This is a genomic window from Kitasatospora papulosa (assembly GCF_000717245.1).
In the GTDB taxonomy this organism is placed as follows: domain Bacteria; phylum Actinomycetota; class Actinomycetes; order Streptomycetales; family Streptomycetaceae; genus Streptomyces; species Streptomyces papulosus.
This window is the reverse complement of sequence record NZ_JNYQ01000004.1, coordinates 1130162-1146320: the sequence shown is the minus strand read 5'-3', so window position 1 is coordinate 1146320 and position 16159 is coordinate 1130162. Positions and strand designations below refer to the sequence as shown.

The window sequence follows — 16159 nt, the reverse complement described above, 5'->3', positions numbered from 1 at the left end:
ACCGGCAGCCGCTACCGGAGGCCGAAACCGCAAGCCGCTACCGGAAGCCGGAAGAAGCCGGACCCGAAGCAGGACGGTTCGCAGCCCGAGCCGCCGTTCACCCGAGGAGCCCACCATGAAGAAGCTGTCCCTGCACACCCGTGTCCTGACCGGTGCCGTCGTCGCCGCGGCGCTGGGTGCCGGAACCTTCGGCGCGATGTCCGCGAACGCGTCCACCCCGGCCGCCGCGCCCGCCGCCGCCGTGAAGGCCGACACCGCGGACCGTAACCTCCAGCAGTCCACACACCTGACCGTCGCCGCCGCGACCAAGGCCGCGCAGGCCGCTCTGGACGCCGCGAAGAAGGAGAACCAGCGCGTCTCGGTGGCCGTCGTCGACCGCGACGGCAACACCGTCGTGACGCTGCGCGGCGACGGTGCGGGCCCGCAGTCCCCCGAGTCCGCAGTGAAGAAGGCGTACACCGCCGTCTCCTGGAACGCGCCGACCTCCGAGCTGGTCAAGCGCCTGGAGCAGGCACCGAACCTGAAGGACATCCCCGGCACCCTGTTCCTGGCGGGCGGCTCGCCCGTGCAGGTCAAGGGCGCCCCGGTGGCGGGCATCGGCGTCGCGGGCGCGCCGAGCGGCGATCTCGACGAGAAGTTCGCCGCGGCGGGCGTGGCTGCTCTCGGCCGGTAGTGAGCGGCCCGGCCCCGGGATCGGGCCGCAGGCCGGAGACGCCCGGCGTCCCGTGTTCCGGCGCCTGCGACGGCGGGAGCCGGCCTGCCCGAGGCCGGCCGGCTCCCGCTGTGTCCTGCGTCGTTCGACGCGGACCTCTGACGCGCTACTTGACGTTGACGCCGTTCCAGGCGGCGCCGACGGCGGCGAGTTCGGCGCTGTCGGCACCGAACAGGTCCGTGGCGGCCTTCTCGGTCGCGTCACGGGCGCCGGCGTAGTCGGTGCTCGACGTCATGTAGACGGAGAGCGCCTTGTACCAGATCTGGTAGGCCTTCTGACGGCCTATGCCGGTGACCGTGGAGCCGTCGGAGGTCGGGGAGTCGTAGTCGACGCCGCCGATGGTCTTGGCGCCGCTGCCCTCCGCCAGCAGGTAGAAGAAGTGGTTGGCGACGCCGGAGGAGTAGTGCACGTCGAGGTCGCCGACGCCGGCGTCCCAGTAGTCCGCCGAGCCGCCGTCCTTGCTGGGCTTGTCCATGTAGCGCAGGGGGGTCCCGTCGCCGTTGATGTCGATCTTCTCGCCGATGAGGTAGTCACCGGGGTCGGTGGTGTTGTCGGCGAAGAACTCGACGGAGGTGCCGAAGATGTCGCTGGTCGCCTCGTTGAGACCGCCGGACTCGCCGGAGTAGTCGAGGTTGGCGGTGGCGGCGGTGAGGCCGTGGCTCATCTCGTGGCCGGCGACGTCGATCGCGGTGAGGGCGCTCTTGTCGTCGGCCCCGTCGCCGTAGGTCATGCAGAAGCAGCTGTCGTCCCAGAAGGCGTTGACGTAGCCGGTCCCGAAGTGGACGCGGGAGTACGCGGCCTTGCCGTCCCCGGCTATGCCGTCGCGGCCCAGCTCGTTCTTGTAGAAGTCCCAGGTCGTGGCGGCGCCGTAGTGGGCGTCGACCGCCGCGGTCTGGCGGTCGCCACCGGTCCCGTCGCCCCAGGTGTCGTCGGCGTCCGTGACGAGGTCGCCGGTGCCGGTCTGGCCCTGGCCGAGGTCGTACGTCTTGTGGCCGCCCCGGTCGCCGTCGGTCAGCTCGAAGCCCGAGCCGCCCTTGGTGGTCGACAGCGTCACCTGGCCGCTGTACTGGCTGTTGCCGGTGCCGGTCTCGATGGCCTCGAAGCTGTGGAGCTTCTTGCCGGTCGTGGCGTCGGTGATGAGGTGCAGCCGACTCGGTGTGCCGTCCTTCTGCACTCCCTCGCGCACGGTCTCGAAGGCGAGGGCCGGCTTGCCGTCGCCCGCCCAGACGACCTTGCGGGCGCTCGCCGCGGCCTTCAGCTTCGGCTGCGTCGACGGCACGGATATGCGGGCGTCGGTGGCCTTGTCGACACCCTTGGACCTTCCGTCCGCCGCGGTGTGGGTGACCAGGTCGCCGCCGAGGACCGGGAGGCCGGCGTAGGTGCGCTCGTAGCGGGTGTGGACCGTGCCGTGCGCGTCCTTGATCACGTCACGGACGATCAGTTTCTCCTGGCCGCCCAGCCCGAGGGCCTCGGCGGCGGCCGGGGTGTCGCTCTGCGCGGTGCGCAGGGCGGTGGTGCGCTGGGTGGCGGTGTTCACGCCGAGCGTGGTGGCGCCGGACGAAGAGGCCGTGCTGTCACCGGTTCCGGTGCCGGCCGTGGCCGTACCGGTCTGGACGCCGACGACGACCATCGCGGCAACTGCGGTCAGGGCGGCGGCGCGACGGGTGTTCATGTGGGGGGTCATGCCTTCTCCGTTGCTCGTTCCTGTGGGGGGTTACGAGCGGAGAGCGTGCCACCGAATGAACGCTTTTGACGGGGCGCCGACAATTACCTCACAAGTTTTTGACCAGTTCTTGTCCGACTGGGGCGTGTTCGTGTCCGCTATCTGACGCGTGGAAAGGGGTGCGCGGCGCGGACGCACGGGAGCCCCCGCCGACCGGAGTCGGGCGGGGGCTCCCCTGGAAAAGCCCTCGGGTCAGAGGTTGACGCCGAAGTCCTGGGCGATGCCGCGCAGACCCGATGCGTAACCCTGGCCGACCGCGCGGAACTTCCACTCGGCGCCGTTGCGGTAGAGCTCGCCGAAGACCATCGCGGTCTCGGTGGCGGCGTCCTCGCTGAGGTCGTAGCGGGCGATCTCGGTGCCGCCGGCCTGGTTGACGATGCGGATGAAGGCGTTCCGCACCTGGCCGAAGTTCTGGCTGCGCGCCTCGGCGTCGTAGATGGAGACCGGGAACACGATCTTGTCGATGTCCGCCGGGAGGCCCGCCAGGTTGACGTTGATCTGCTCGTCGTCGCCCTCGCCCTGGCCGGTGATGTTGTCACCGGTGTGGACGATGGTCTGGTCCGGCGTCGCCTTGTTGTTGAAGAAGACGAAGTGGCCGTCGGAGTAGACCTTGCCGGCGTTGTTGACCGCGATCGCCGAGGCGTCGAGGTCGAAGTCGGTGCCGGTGGTGGTGCGGACGTCCCAGCCGAGGCCGACCGTGACGGCGGTCAGGCCCGGGGCCTCCTTGGTGAGCGAGACGTTGCCGCCCTTGGACAGGCTTACAGCCATGGGAAGTCCCTTTCCTCGTCATGTGCGGGCTTCGTGCCATCACGAAAGCTACCGTCACCCGTCCTAACGCAGACAAGAGACCACGAGGTTCCAGCTCGCTTTACTTTCTTTGCCGAACTTCTGGCCGAACGCTCGCAAAACAAGGTGACGAGCGGGCCGTGGTGCGGGGAACATGGGTGTCATGTCCGGGCCCTATGTCATCCGCGGTTCGGTCTCCCTGCCGGAGGCCGAACTCATGTGGCGTTTCTCGCGGTCCTCGGGGCCCGGCGGGCAGCACGTCAACACCAGCGACTCCCAGGTGGAGCTCCGCTTCGACCTCGCGGCGACCGGGTCGCTGCCCGAGGTGTGGAAGGCCCGGGCGCTCGACCGGCTCGCGGGCCGGCTGGTCGGCGGTGTGGTGTCCGTACGCGCCTCGGAGCACCGCTCCCAGTGGCGCAACCGTGAGACGGCCGCCGTGCGGCTCGCGGCGCTGCTGGCGGAGGCGACGGCGCCGCCGCCCAAGCCGCGCCTCAAGAAGAAGATCCCGCGCGGCATCAACGAGCGGCGCCTGCGTGAGAAGAAGCAGCGCGGCGACACGAAGCGCGGACGCTCCGGCCGCGACTGGTAGGAGCCGCGCGGTCCCGCCCCGCCCTCGCGCCGGTCAGCCCAGCTGCCGGTAACGGCCCCTGAACCGGTCGGCCCAGCTGCTGGTAACGGCCCTTGAACCGGTCAGCCCAGCTGCCGGTAGCGGCCCTTGAAGTAGGTGAGCGGCTCGCCGTCCGCGTCCGGCAGCGACGCCGACAGCACGCGGCCGATCACCAGCATGTGGTCGCCGGCCGGGACACGCTGCTCCGTGCGGCACTCCAGGGTGGCCAGCGCCCCGCCCACCAGCGGCGCCCCCGAGATCTCGCCCCGTGTGCAGGGGACGTCCTCGAACAGCAGCCGGTCGCTGATGCGGTTCTTCATGGCGAACCGCGCGGCGACCTGCCGCTGGCCCTCCGTGAGTACGGACACCGCCCACAGGGGCTGTTCGGCCAGCAGGTCGTCCATGCGTGAGTCGTTGCGCAGGCTCACCATGACCAGGGGCGGGTCCAGGGAGACCGACATGAAGGCGGTGGCCGTCATCCCGACGTCCTCGCCCCGGCCGTGGTCGTCGAGCGGTGGCTCCTCGGCCGTGACCAGCACCACGCCCGCGGCCAGGCGGGACAGGGCGGCGCGGAATTCGTCGTTGCTCACCCCCTCAGCATGGGGGACGGCTTCGGTACGCGGGGCGGGGGGAGTCTTCTGCAGCACACCGGGCACGCTAGTGCCGCTGGATGCCGCGTCGCATCGGGCCAGGGGACCAGGCCGGTCCTAGGACTCCGGAACCATGTGCGCCGCTTTGCGTTCGCCATCTGGCAGGGGGCGTCCGGAGGTGCCTGGAGCGACCTTTGCCAACTCTTGTGACTTGAGTCACAGAGAGCAATATTTGTTGACCCTGTGTACCGGGTGCACAGCTCACTGTGATTCAGTGGCCGTGACAGTGCAACAAGTACGTCGATATGAAACCTGGAGTTGCTGTCGAGGTCTCAGGGAGTGCGAGCAATGGAGGCCGAGTCGGAGCCGTACGTCCGTCTTGCGACCATGCGGCAGCTGCACCAGGCCGTCGCTGATCTCAACACGGCGCGGAGCCTGGCGGACACGCTGCAGTCGGTGGCCGACGGCATCGTCGGCGGCCTCGGTTACGAGCTGGGCTGCGTCAACCTCGTCCGTCCCGACGGCGACCTCGTCGTCGCCGCGTTCGCCGGCAACAGCGCCGCGGAATCCCTGATCACCGGCCGTGTCGGCTCCCGCGCGTCCTGGGAGCGCAGGCTGTCGATGGGCGAGGCCTGGGACGAGCTCCGGTTCATACCCCACACCGAGGGCTGGGTGCTCCTCGACGACGACGTGCCGCAGTGGCACACCGAGGGGCCGGAGCCCCGCTTCGAGGACGAGTGGCACCCCCTGGACCGCCTCTACGCCCCCATGTACGCCTCCGGCGGAGGTCTGGACCTCCTGGGGGTCATATCGGTCGACAGGCCGCGCAACGGCCGCCGCCCCGGTGCCTGGGGCCGCGAGGCGCTCCAGATGTACGCCTCCCAGGCCGCCATTGCGATCAGTAACGCTCGCCTCCGAGCAAACATGCAGCGCGCCCTGGTCAGGCTCGAACGCGAGCAGCAGGCGCTGCGGGCCAGTGAGGAATCCTTCCGCCAGGCATTCGAGTACGCCCCCAGCGGCATGGCCATCGCCGAGATGGGCGGTGACCAGCACGGCAGGCTGCTGCGCACCAACGACGCGCTCTGCCGGCTCCTGGGGCGCCCCGCCTCCGTCCTGCGCCGCTACTCCTTCGCGGATCTCGTCCACCCCGAGGACATCGGCACGCTGCTGCGCACGTCCGCCGAGGGCGGGCGGGCGGAGCTCCGGCTCGGGCGCCGGGACGGCACCTACCTCTGGGTCTCCCTGCGCAACTCCGTCGTAGCCGACACCACCGACGGGCCGCGCTTCCTCCTCACGCACGTCGAGGACATCGAGGAGCGCAAGCGCAACGAGCTGAATCTCGCGCACCGCGCCTCGCACGACGCGCTCACCGGTCTCCCCAACAGTGCCGAGCTGCGCTCCAGGCTCGGCGCGCGGCTGTGTGAGAGGCCTCACTCCGTCACCTCCTCCGCGATCGAGGCGCTGGACGCCGCGTACGGCGACGTCGAGAGCGCGGTGCACGGCTACCGGGCGGACGGCTACGAGGGCGAGGTCGCGCCGGGCATCGGCCCTTACGACCACCACGTGCACACCGTCGCGCCGGACCCGGACCGTGACGACGGGACCAAGGGGCTCGCGGTCCTCTTCTGCGACCTCGACGGCTTCAAGTCCATCAACGACCGCTTCGGGCACCACGCGGGTGACGCGGTTCTCATCGAGGTCGCCCGGCGGCTGACGACCTGCGTACGGGACGGTGACACGGTCGCGCGGCTCGGGGGTGACGAATTCGTCGTCCTCGCGGACGGCCTCGGGGCGGCAGATGCCGCGGACCTGGCCGTACGCTTGCGTAACGCCATCATTCCGCCCATCCGGGTGGACGGCCGGGCAGTCAGGGTCGGGGCGAGTTTCGGTATCGGCTGGGCCGAGTGCGGAATGACCGAGGAAGAGGTCCTGCACTCCGCGGACCAGCGGATGTATGTGGAGAAGCGGTCCCGATCGAAGGTTCACCGCAGAGCCGGCTGACGTTCACGGCCTGGCTGTCCCCGTACACCGCCCGGGTTTTCCGGGGGACCGAGGGCAATTCGACGCGTGCTCCGTTCGGGGTAGGCTCGGCCGGTCGGCGACGGCTGGCGACATGGTGAGGAGTGACCCAGGGATGACGGCCGGGAACAACGGCGCGAGCAAGCCCGAGGACGACGATCCGTTCGGCTATCTGTACGCGGACGGGCAGGCGGCGGGCGCACAGCCGCCCGGACAGGGTGGCTACGGCTACCCGGGTCCGGCAGCGCAGCCCGGCAGGCCCAGAACGTCGTACAACCAGGTGCGGGCGGTCGGAGAGCGCCAGTACGGGCAGGTGCCGCAGCAGCAGCAGTACGGCCAGCCCCAGCAGCAGTACGGCCAGCCGAACGCGCAGTACGCGGCGCCGGAGACCTACCCGGGTGGTGCGGTCACCGCGCAGTCGCCGTCCGTGGGCCACGGCGGCGGCAGGAGCGGCGGCCCCGGCCGGGGCGGACCTAATACCAAGGCGCTGCTGATCGCGGCCGTCGCCGTGGTGGCGGTGGTGCTCATCGGTATCGGTGTCGCGCTGACGACGGGCGACGACAGCGACACCAAGAAGGACGAGGCCGGTTCTTCGCAGGGCCCGGCCGACGAGGTCGAGGAGTCCCCGAAGCCGGAGAAGTCCTCGAAGGAGTCCGACGAGCCCGTCCAGCTGCCCGAGCAGGACGCGGCGACGCTGACCCTCGGTGGCACGGCGTCGCTGGACAACTCGGTCAAGGGCGCCAAGAGCGCCAACGGCCAGTACATCAGCCTCAACGAGGTCGGCCGTTCGGCCACCTGGACGGTCGACGTGCCGGAGAGCGGCCCGTACACGCTGTACGTGACGTACGGCGTCCCGGGCAGGGACGCCAAGACGTCCCTCACGGTCAACGACCAGGACCCGCGCTCGATCAACATGAAGAACTTCGCGCACGCCGCCGAGGGCGACCTGGAGAAGGGCTGGACGAACACCTACGCGTACGTCCAGCTCGAGAAGGGGTCGAACAAGCTGATGCTGTCGTGCAACGAGGGTGACTCGTGCGACGCGAACCTCGACCAGCTGTCGCTGAAGTCGGGTCACGTCAAGAACTGACCCGTCCCCGCAGGAATCAGGCACCGTCCCGGCTTCGCCCAGCGAGCCGGGGCGCGGTGTTTCCCGGGGCCGGTCAGGCGGCCGGTGTGTGCTGTTCGACGGCGACGCGGGGCAGCAGGTCCTCGTACGCCTCACGGTCGAACTCGCCCGCCGCCGGGGCCAGTACGGTCGCCGTCGACAGGGCGACCGCGCGGGCCAGCCGGTCCTGCCAGCCCAGTCCCTCGGCGAGGGCGGACAGCAGCCCGGCCACGGCGGAGTCGCCCGCGCCGGTCGGGTTGCCCCGCACGGTGGCCGGCGGCGCGGCCCGCCAGATGCCGTCGGGGGTGACGGCGAGGAGCCCGTCCGGGCCGAGCGACGTGACGACGCTGTGCGCGCCGCGGCGGCGGGCGTCGCGGGTGGCGCGCAGCGGCTCGCGTGCACCGGTGAGCTGGGCCAGCTCCTCGGCGTTCGGCTTGACGAGGTCCGGCCGGGCGGCGATCCCGCGGCGCAGGGGCTCGCCCCCGGTGTCCAGGAGGACGGGCACCCCGGCGGAGCGGGCGAGCCGTACGAGTTCCGCGTACGCGCCGACGTGGACGCCGGGAGGGAGGCTGCCGCAGAGGGCGACGGCCTCGGCCCGGGGGAGCAGGTCCCCGAACGTCCCCAGGAAGGCGGCCCATTCGCCGGCGCCTATGTGCGGGCCCGGCTCGTTGAGCTGGGTGGTGTCGCCGCTGGAGCGGTCGACGACGGCGAGGGTGCGGCGGGTGTTCCCCGCGACGGTCACGAGCGCGTCGGTGGGGCCGTGGGGGAGTGCGCCGAGGAGTTCGCGCAGGACGGTTCCGGTGGAGCCGCCGGCGAAGCCGGTGACGACGGTGTCGTGTCCCAGCGCGGAGAGCACCCGGGCGACGTTGACGCCCTTGCCGCCGGGGCGTTCGGTCACTTCGTTCACGCGGTGGCTGGAGTGCGGGACGAGGGCGGGGACGGCGTACGTCAGGTCGAGTGCCGTGTTCAGCGTGACGGTCAGTATCACCTGTACCGGCCCCCGGTTCCTTGGTAGTCCGCTTCCGCGCCGTCTCCCCGCGGCGCCGTCCCCGGTGATCATGCCAAAGAGGCGGCGGCCGTCCCAGGGCTCCCGGACAACCGCCGTCTCTTCGTTATTTGTTCACCCGGGGGTGACGCGCCGTCAGCCGAGGGCGGGTTCCACGATCCATTCGCCCCGGCGCATGACGCCCTTGAGCACGAAGTCCGCGTCCAGGACGACCAGGTCGGCGTCCTTGCCGGGGTCCAGCGAGCCGACCCGGTGGTCCAGGCCGAGGAGCCGTGCGGGGTTGGCCGAGATGGACCGGACGACGTCCTCGACGGGGATCCTGTCGATCGTCACCGCCCTGCGGAAGGCGGTGTCGAGCGTGAGGGTGGAGCCCGCGATCGAGCCGCCCTCGACCAGGCGCGCGACACCGTCCCTGACCTCGACGGCGAGCGGCCCGAGCTCGTAGAAGCCGTCGCCCGCACCGGCCGCGTCCATGGCGTCGGTGATCAGGGCGACCCGGTCGGAGCCCGCGTGGTGGTAGGCCAGCTCCAGGGCGGCGGGGTGCAGATGGGTGCCGTCGTTGATCAGCTCGACGGTGATCCGCTCGTCCTCCAGGAGGGCCGTGACCGGTCCCGGGTCGCGATGCCCGATGGCGGGCATCGCGTTGTAGAGGTGCGTGGCGACGGTGGCGCCCGCGTCGATCGCCTCGACGGTCTGCTCGTACGTCGCGTCGGTGTGGCCCACCGCGGCGATCACACCGTGCTCGGCCAGCAGCCGTACGGACTCGATGCCGCCGGGGAGTTCGGTGGCGAGGGTGACCATCCTGGCGCTGCCGCGCGCCGCGTCGAGCAGTTTGCGGACCTCGGCGGGGTCGGGGTCGCGGAGCAGCTGCTCGCTGTGGGCGCCCTTGCGGCACGGTGAGATGAACGGGCCCTCGAAGTGGATTCCGGCCAGCTCGCCCTGCTCGACCAGCTCGGAGAGCAGGCCGGCCTGGCGGGCCAGGAAGTCCATCTCGCCGGTGACGGTGGAGGCGACGACGGTCGTCGTGCCGTGGGCGCGGTGCGCCCGCACCCCGGTCAGGACGTCCTCGGCGGTGCCGGTGGCGAAGGACGCGCCGCCGCCTCCGTGGTTGTGGATGTCCACGAATCCGGGGACCACCCAGTGGCCCGAGAGGTCGACGGTCCGGGCGTCCTCGGCCGTGCTGCCGGCGATCCGGGTGCCCTCGACGATCACCCGGCCGTTCTCGACGGTCCCGGTGGGAAGCACCACGCGGGCACCTGCGAGAACCGTGCTGTCTGCGCGTCCGGCCATCAGGCGGATACCTCCGTGGAGAGTAGATCCCAGGCGAGCAGCCCTGCGCCCAGGCATCCGGCGGTGTCCCCGAGGGCCGCCGGGACGATGTGGGGCAGCTTCTGGAACGTGACCCGTTCCTCGACGGCCGCACGCAGTGGTGTGAACAAGGTTTCCCCCGCCTCGGCGAGACCGCCACCGATGATGAGCGTGCGAGGGTCCAGCAGGGTGAGCGCGGTGACGAGTCCCGCGGCGAGCGCGTCGACGGCGTCCTCCCACACGCGAAGGGCCGCGGGGTCGCCCGAGGCCACGGCCTTCGCGCAGTCCGCGGCGTCCGCGTCGGGGTCGCCGGACGCGGCGGCCCAGGCCCTGGACACCGCGGAGGCCGAGGCGAGGGTCTCCAGACAGCCGCGCTGCCCGCAGCCGCAGTCCGGGCCGTCCGGCCGGACCACGACGTGGCCGATCTCGCCCGCGTAACCGTGGGCTCCGGCCTCGATGGTGCCCGCGATACCGATGGCGCCGGCGATCCCGGTGCCGAGCGGTACGAACAGGAAGCGGTCCGCGTCCCGGCCCGCGCCGATCCGTCCTTCGGCGAGGCCGCCGGTCCGGACGTCGTGACCGAGTGCGACGGGCACGCCGCCGAGCCGCTCGCCGAGCAGCTTCCGCAGGGGGACGTCGCGCCAGCCGAGGTTGGCGGCGTACACGGCGATCCCGCGTTCCGCGTCGACGATGCCGGGCACGGCGACCCCGGCGGCGACGGCGCCCTCTCCGAAGTGCTCCTCGCCGTGGGCGTACAGATCCGCGGCGAAGCCCAGGATCGTCTCCACGACGGCCTCGGCGCCGCGGTCCCGGCCGGTGGCCCGGCGTGCCTCGTGGAGCAGGGTGCCGTCGGCCCCGACCAGAGCGGCCTTCATTCCTGTGCCGCCCACATCGAGGGCGATGACGTGTCTCACGGAGACAGTTTCGCCCGGCGACCCCTAAAAGGTCTAGTCCACTATCGAGGTTTGTTGAGCACCCATACAAAACGGCCCTGCTAGATTGCCGAGTCGCCGCACGGGTGGTGTAGACCTTCTTGTGGTGCAGACCTTCGTCCGGAGGTCGTACAGGATCGCGGGCCCGTCACAGGAAACAGTGGCGCCCGCGCCGAAGGATGTAGGGATGGGCAGGGCTGTGCAGCGGCGCTTGGTTGGTCTGACCGCGGTGGTGGCCGCACTCGGTATGACGGCGACGCTGTCGGGGTGCGGTTCGGGCAGCGGGGACGGCGACGTCACCCTGAAGCTGGTCGCGGCCGACTACGGCACGGGCGCGGAGAACAGTTCCGAGAAGTACTGGGACGACGTCGCCGGAAAGTTCGAGAAGGAGAACCCCGGCATCAAGGTCGACGTCAGCGTCTACTCCTGGAAGGACGTCGACCGCAAGGTCGCGGAGATGGTGAAGGCCGGCGAGGCCCCCGACATCGCGCAGATCGGGGCGTACGCCGACTACGCGAAGGCGGGCAAGCTCTACACCGCCGACGAGACGATAGCCATCCGCACCTCGGCCAACTTCCTGCCCTCGCTCACCGACGCGGGCGAGGTCGGCGGCAACCTGTACGGCCTCCCGTTCGTGGCCAGCACCCGGCTCCTCTTCTACAACAAGGGCCTCTTCGCCAAGGCCGGTCTCGGGGCCCCGCAGACCTGGGACGACATCCGCAACGACGCCACGGCGCTCGACAAGCGCGGTGTGACCTACCCCTTCGCGCTGCCCCTCGGCCAGGAGGAGTCCCAGGCCGAGACCCTGATGTGGCTGCTCAGCGGAGGCGGCGGCTACACGGACGAGGCCGGCAACTACGCCATCGACTCCGAGGCCAACATAGCCACGCTCGAGTGGCTGAAGGACAACCTCGTCGGCAAGAAGCTCACCGGCCCCGTCCCGCCCGGGAAGCTCGACCGGGCGAAGGCCTTCGACGCCTTCACCGACGGTGAGGTGGGCATGCTCAACGGCCACCCGACCCTGATGCAGGAGGCCGAGAAGAAGGGCGTGCAGGTCGGCATGGTCCCGCTCCCCGGCGTCGACGGGCCGACCAAGGGCTCGATGGGCGTCGCCGACTGGATGATGGGCTTCAAGCAGAACGGCCACCGGGTCGAGATCGGCAAGTTCCTCGACTTCGCCTACCAGGACGACAACGTGCTGGCCTTCGCCGACCAGTACGACCTGCTGCCCGTGACCAGCAGTGCCTCCGCCGCGATGGAGGCGGACGACAAGCACAAGTCCCTGCACGAGTTCCTGTCGGCGCTGCCGAACTCGCAGCTCTACCCGTTCGGCAAGACGTCGTGGGCGCAGGCCAGCGAGACGATCAAGGAGCGGATCGGTTCCGCGGTCGAGCCCGGCGGGAATCCGGAGAGCGTCCTCGTGGACATCGCGACCAAGGCCCGGCAGGCGGAGAGCGCGGAGTAGGGCTGCCCGGTCCGCGGCCGCACCGGACCCTGGGTAGGTTGGTTCATATGACCGCCGCCGGCCCCACCGACCCGCTCCCCGACCAGCAGCGCGCCGTGCTGGCCCTGGAGCGGCGCTCCTGGCCGGGCCCCGGTGCGAAGGAGCGGGCGATCCGCGAGGAGCTGGGGATCTCACCGGTCCGCTACTACCAGCTGCTCAACGCACTCCTCGACGACCGACGGGCGCTGGAGGAGGACCCGGTCACCGTCAACCGCCTCCGACGGGTCCGCGAGGCGCGGCGCGACCGCCGCTGAGCGGGACCGCCGAGGGCGGGCAGCCGGGCGGCGGGGCGGTCCGCCCGCTACGCTCACCCGCATGGGCAACCCGGCACACCCCCTCCCGACCCCGTCCACCCAGGCCGGCCGCGACGGCCTCGCCGCACTCCTCGCCCGCCCGGACCGCGCGGTCGTCGCGCTGGACTTCGACGGCACGCTGGCCGACATCGTCCCGGACCCGGAGCAGTCCCGCGCCCACCCCGACGTCGTCCCGGCCCTGTCCGCCCTCGCGCCCCGGGTCGCCGCCGTCGCCGTGATCACCGGCCGGCCGGCGGACACCGCCGTGCGGTACGGCGGCTTCGCCGGGGCGCGGGGCCTGGACCACCTCGTCGTCCTCGGCCACTACGGAGCCGAACGCTGGGACGCCGTCACCGCCGCCGTCCACGCCCCCGACCCGGACCCCGGGGTGGCGGCCGTCCGCGCGGAGCTCCCCGCCGTGCTCGCGGAGGCCGGTGCGGACAGCGGTACCTGGATCGAGGAGAAGGGCGACCGCGCGGTCGCCGTGCACACCCGCCGGGCCGCCGACCCGCAGGCCGCCTTCGAGGCCCTGCGCACCCCGCTGGACGATCTGGCCGCGCGCCACGGCCTGATCGTCGAACCGGGCCGTCTGGTCCTGGAGTTGCGTCCGCCCGGCATGGACAAGGGCGTCGCGCTGGAGGCGTACGTCGAGGAGACCGGCGCCGAGACGGTGCTCTACGCCGGTGACGACCTCGGCGACCTCGCCGCGTACGCCGCCGTGGAGAGGCTGCGCACCCGGGGGATCAACGGGCTGCTGGTCTGCAGCGGCACCGGGGTCCCCGAACTGGCGGACCGCGCCGACCTGTTGCTGCCGGACCCGGCGGCGGTGGCGGAGCTGCTCGCCACGATCGCGCGGCAGGCGGCCGACGCCGGTTCGTGAGCGTCAGCTCCGCAGCGCGTCCAGCTGGTCCAGGAACCACTGCTGCGGCGGCAGCGCGGTCGCCGCGTCCGCCAGGCGCTTCGACCGGGCGCTCCGCTCGCCGGGCTCCATCGTGAGTGCCTCGTGCAGCGCCGCCGCCGTGGCCGAGACGTCGTACGGGTTGACCACGAGGGCGTCCTCGCCCAGTTCCTCGTACGCGCCCGCCTCGCGGGACAGCACGAGCGCGCAGCCCTGGTCCGAGACGACCGGGACCTCCTTGGCCACGAGGTTCATGCCGTCACGGATCGGGTTGACCAGGGCCACGTCCGCCAGCCGGTACGCCGCGAGGGAGCGGGCGAAGTCGTCGTCGACGTGGAGCAGGACCGGGGTCCATCCGGCCGTGCCGTACTCCGCGTTGATGCCGTCGGCGACGCGCTGGACCTCGGCCGTGTAGTCGCGGTAGACCGCGAGGTCCTGCCGGGAGGGGTAGGCGAACGCGATGTGGACCACGCGCTCGCGCCACTCGGGGCGCTCCTCCAGCAGGGCGCGGTAGGCGTGCAGCCCGCGGACGATGTTCTTGGAGAGCTCCGTGCGGTCCACCCGCACGATCGTCCGCCGGTCGGCGCCGACCTGCTCCCGGAGGATCTCCATGCGCTCGTCCACGTCCGCCTCGCGTGAGCGGCGGCGCAGGAACTCCGCGTCGGCGCCCAGTCCGTGCACCCCGATCCGGGTCCGGCCCGTGCCGCCGAGGATCTCCGTGCAGCAGCCGATGAAGGCGTCCGCCCAACGACGGGTCAGGAACGCGGCGCGGTCGGCGCCCAGGATGCCCTTGAGCAGCTGCTCGCCGATGTCGTCGGGCAGCAGCCGGAAGTAGTCGACGGGCGCCCAGGGGGTGTGCGAGAAGTGCCCGATGCGCAGGTCGGGGCGGAGCTCGCGCAGTATGCCGGGGACCAGGGAGAGGTGGTAGTCCTGCACCAGGACCGCGGCGCCCTCGCCCGCCTCCTCGGCCAGGGCCTGGGCGAAGGCCTGGTTGTACGCCTCGTAGGAGGCCCACTGCCGGCGGAACTCCGCGTCGAAGACGGGCTCCACCGGGGTCTGGTAGATCATGTGGTGGACGAACCAGAGCACCGAGTTCGCGATGCCGTTGTAGGCGTCGGCGTGGACCGCGGCGTCGATGTCGAGCATCCGGACGCCGGGCTCGGACACCCCGCGGCGCACCGCCTCGCGGTCGCCGTCGCTGAGGGCGGCGCACACCCACAGCTTGTCGTCGACGGCGCTGAGGCCGGAGACGAGCCCGCCGCCGCCCCGTTTCGAGTCGAGCGTGCCGTCGTCACGTCGTGTGTACGACACCGGGCCGCGGTTGGACGCGACGAGAACCTGGGCGGCGTGCTCGGAGACCATGTACCCGAACCTAGCCCGTTCGGGAACCCTCCAAACGTGAAGTGGGCACCGGGCCCCGCGCGAGGAACCGCTACGCCGCGTCCCGGGCCGCGTACTCCGCGATGTCCCGCATCGGCGGCCGTTCCTCGGTGTCCACCGCATGGGTGTGCGGGACGAACCCGTCGGGTCCACGCTCGAACTGGGTGATCTCCGGCCGCACGAGCGGTCCGCGGGAGAGCCGCAGCTGCGCCGTGCGGTAGATGGTGGCGGCCATCCTGCCGAGGGCCTGGCCGTCCTGATGGCGGTGCCTGCGCACGCCGACGTCCACCTGCGCGAGCGCGTCCAGGCCGACCGTGTGCAGCGCGTCGACGAGCAGACCCAGTTCCACTCCGTACCCGACGGGGAAGGGGAGCCGCTCCAGCAGGGAGCGTCGTACCGCGTACTCGCCGCCGAGCGGCTGGACGAAGCCGGCCAGCCGCGGCCAGTGCAGGTTGAGCAGCGGGCGGGCCACCAGTTCCGTCACCCGGCCGCCCTGCCCCGCGGTGTCGCCCAGCGGGCGGTCGTACATGGCCTTCACGAACTGGACCTGGGGGTCGGTCAGCAGCGGACCGACGATCCCGGACACGAAATCGGCGGAGAAGTCCTTCAGGTCGGCGTCGACGAAGCAGACGATCTCCCCGGTGGTCACCAGCAGCGAACGCCACAGGACCTCGCCCTTGCCGGGGAGCGCGGGTATCCGGGGGAGTACGGAGTCCCGGTGCACGACCCGGGCGCCGGCCCGGCGGGCGACCTCGGCGGTGGCGTCGGTGGAGCCGGAATCGATCACCACCAGTTCGTCCACGAGCCGGACCTTCTCCATCAGCTCGCGCCGGATCACCGTCACGATCTCCCCGACCGTCGCCTCCTCGTTCAGCGCGGGCAGGACGACGCTCACACGCGAGCGGTTCGGATCCTTCGCCCGGGCGGCCGTGAGGCGCTCGATCGGGCGGTCGGCAGCTGACCAGGAACGCCTGGTCAGCCAGCGTTCCACCTCTTCCAGCACGGTCGATACTCCCTGTATGTGATCCATCTCGCGGTTCGGACGACTATCTCAACCGTCCAGTGCTTCGGTTACAGTCTTGAACAACGCGGATGACCCTCGCATGTCGGGGTCGGTCCGCGAATAAACGCCCGGATCCATGGTCCGGTGCCATAGCGCTCATCCAGAGGGACTGAGGGAACGGCCCGTTGAAGTCCCGGCAACCCTCCTGCCGACCGCGAGGTCACGGTGGGGAAGGTGCCAATTCCGTCTTGCGGCGAAATACGTCGCGAGGAAGATGAGGAGAAAGGGCC

15 protein-coding genes and 1 riboswitch are annotated in these 16159 nt (G+C 71.3%); of the genes, 7 read left to right on the top strand and 8 right to left on the bottom strand.

Annotation, left to right across the window (positions count from 1 at the left end; genetic code table 11):
* The first annotated feature begins 115 nt into the window (after positions 1-115).
* Positions 116-673: a GlcG/HbpS family heme-binding protein gene (locus IA22_RS0116560; protein WP_030124010.1), complete on the top strand. Its 558-nt coding sequence runs from the start codon at positions 116-118 to the stop codon at positions 671-673.
* A 145-nt stretch (positions 674-818) separates the two neighbouring features.
* Here the strand turns inward: IA22_RS0116560 and IA22_RS0116555 are convergent, their stop codons facing one another.
* Both IA22_RS0116555 and IA22_RS0116550 read right to left on the bottom strand, forming a co-directional pair.
* Entirely contained in the window at positions 819-2396 is a 1578-nt protein-coding gene (locus tag IA22_RS0116555) for a M4 family metallopeptidase (protein ID WP_030124009.1), read from the bottom strand.
* A 231-nt stretch (positions 2397-2627) separates the two neighbouring features.
* Complete coding sequence (locus tag IA22_RS0116550; RefSeq protein WP_014154868.1) at positions 2628-3203, bottom strand: TerD family protein; 576 nt, start codon at positions 3201-3203, stop codon at positions 2628-2630.
* Positions 3204-3375: 172 nt separating this feature from the next.
* On the opposite strand from IA22_RS0116550, the gene arfB reads away from it, so the two are divergent.
* Positions 3376-3810 carry an alternative ribosome rescue aminoacyl-tRNA hydrolase ArfB gene (arfB, locus tag IA22_RS0116545; protein ID WP_030124008.1) on the top strand — a complete coding sequence of 145 codons (435 nt, stop codon included), beginning with the start codon at positions 3376-3378 and terminating at the stop codon, positions 3808-3810.
* 101 nt (positions 3811-3911) lie between these two features.
* On the opposite strand, the gene IA22_RS0116540 is transcribed toward arfB, so the two are convergent.
* Positions 3912-4418, bottom strand: coding sequence for a flavin reductase family protein (locus IA22_RS0116540; RefSeq protein ID WP_015578194.1), 507 nt, complete (start codon positions 4416-4418; stop codon positions 3912-3914).
* A gap of 348 nt (positions 4419-4766) precedes the next feature.
* Here IA22_RS0116540 and cdgB point away from each other — a divergent pair, with 348 nt between their 5' ends.
* Positions 4767-6419 (top strand): diguanylate cyclase CdgB, encoded by a 1653-nt coding sequence (gene cdgB, locus IA22_RS0116535; RefSeq protein ID WP_014154865.1) that lies wholly within the window; start codon positions 4767-4769, stop codon positions 6417-6419.
* Positions 6420-6552: 133 nt separating this feature from the next.
* On the top strand, positions 6553-7527 hold the full coding sequence (locus IA22_RS0116530; protein ID WP_014154864.1) for a carbohydrate-binding protein: 975 nt from the start codon (positions 6553-6555) through the stop codon (positions 7525-7527).
* 73 nt (positions 7528-7600) lie between these two features.
* On the opposite strand, the gene IA22_RS0116525 is transcribed toward IA22_RS0116530, so the two are convergent.
* The 3 genes from IA22_RS0116525 to IA22_RS0116515 form a co-directional block, all read right to left on the bottom strand.
* Positions 7601-8533, bottom strand: coding sequence for a 1-phosphofructokinase family hexose kinase (locus IA22_RS0116525; protein ID WP_030124007.1), 933 nt, complete (start codon positions 8531-8533; stop codon positions 7601-7603).
* Positions 8534-8686: 153 nt separating this feature from the next.
* Positions 8687-9841, bottom strand: coding sequence for an N-acetylglucosamine-6-phosphate deacetylase (nagA, locus tag IA22_RS0116520; protein WP_030124006.1), 1155 nt, complete (start codon positions 9839-9841; stop codon positions 8687-8689).
* Complete coding sequence (locus tag IA22_RS0116515) at positions 9841-10773, bottom strand: ROK family protein (protein WP_030124005.1); 933 nt, start codon at positions 10771-10773, stop codon at positions 9841-9843. The genes nagA and IA22_RS0116515 overlap by 1 nt, the downstream gene beginning before the upstream one ends.
* Before the next feature lie 205 nt (positions 10774-10978).
* Between IA22_RS0116515 and IA22_RS0116510 the strand changes: the two genes are divergently transcribed.
* The 3 genes from IA22_RS0116510 to otsB all read left to right on the top strand — a co-directional run bounded on the left by IA22_RS0116510 (position 10979) and on the right by otsB (position 13468).
* Entirely contained in the window at positions 10979-12256 is a 1278-nt protein-coding gene (locus IA22_RS0116510) for an ABC transporter substrate-binding protein (protein WP_014154860.1), read from the top strand.
* A 47-nt stretch (positions 12257-12303) separates the two neighbouring features.
* A complete protein-coding gene (locus IA22_RS0116505) occupies positions 12304-12549 on the top strand; it encodes a DUF3263 domain-containing protein (RefSeq protein ID WP_014154859.1) in 246 nt (81 codons plus the stop codon).
* A 61-nt stretch (positions 12550-12610) separates the two neighbouring features.
* Positions 12611-13468, top strand: a complete 858-nt coding sequence (gene otsB, locus IA22_RS0116500) for a trehalose-phosphatase (RefSeq protein ID WP_030124004.1) — start codon at positions 12611-12613, stop codon at positions 13466-13468.
* Positions 13469-13471: 3 nt separating this feature from the next.
* On the opposite strand, the gene IA22_RS0116495 is transcribed toward otsB, so the two are convergent.
* Together IA22_RS0116495 and IA22_RS0116490 are read right to left on the bottom strand one after the other, a co-directional pair.
* Positions 13472-14848, bottom strand: coding sequence for an alpha,alpha-trehalose-phosphate synthase (UDP-forming) (locus IA22_RS0116495; protein WP_014154857.1), 1377 nt, complete (start codon positions 14846-14848; stop codon positions 13472-13474).
* 70 nt (positions 14849-14918) lie between these two features.
* Positions 14919-15869: a glucosyl-3-phosphoglycerate synthase gene (locus tag IA22_RS0116490; RefSeq protein ID WP_014154856.1), complete on the bottom strand. Its 951-nt coding sequence runs from the start codon at positions 15867-15869 to the stop codon at positions 14919-14921.
* A 153-nt stretch (positions 15870-16022) separates the two neighbouring features.
* A riboswitch (SAM riboswitch) is annotated at positions 16023-16150 on the top strand.
* The last annotated feature ends 9 nt before the right edge of the window (positions 16151-16159 follow it).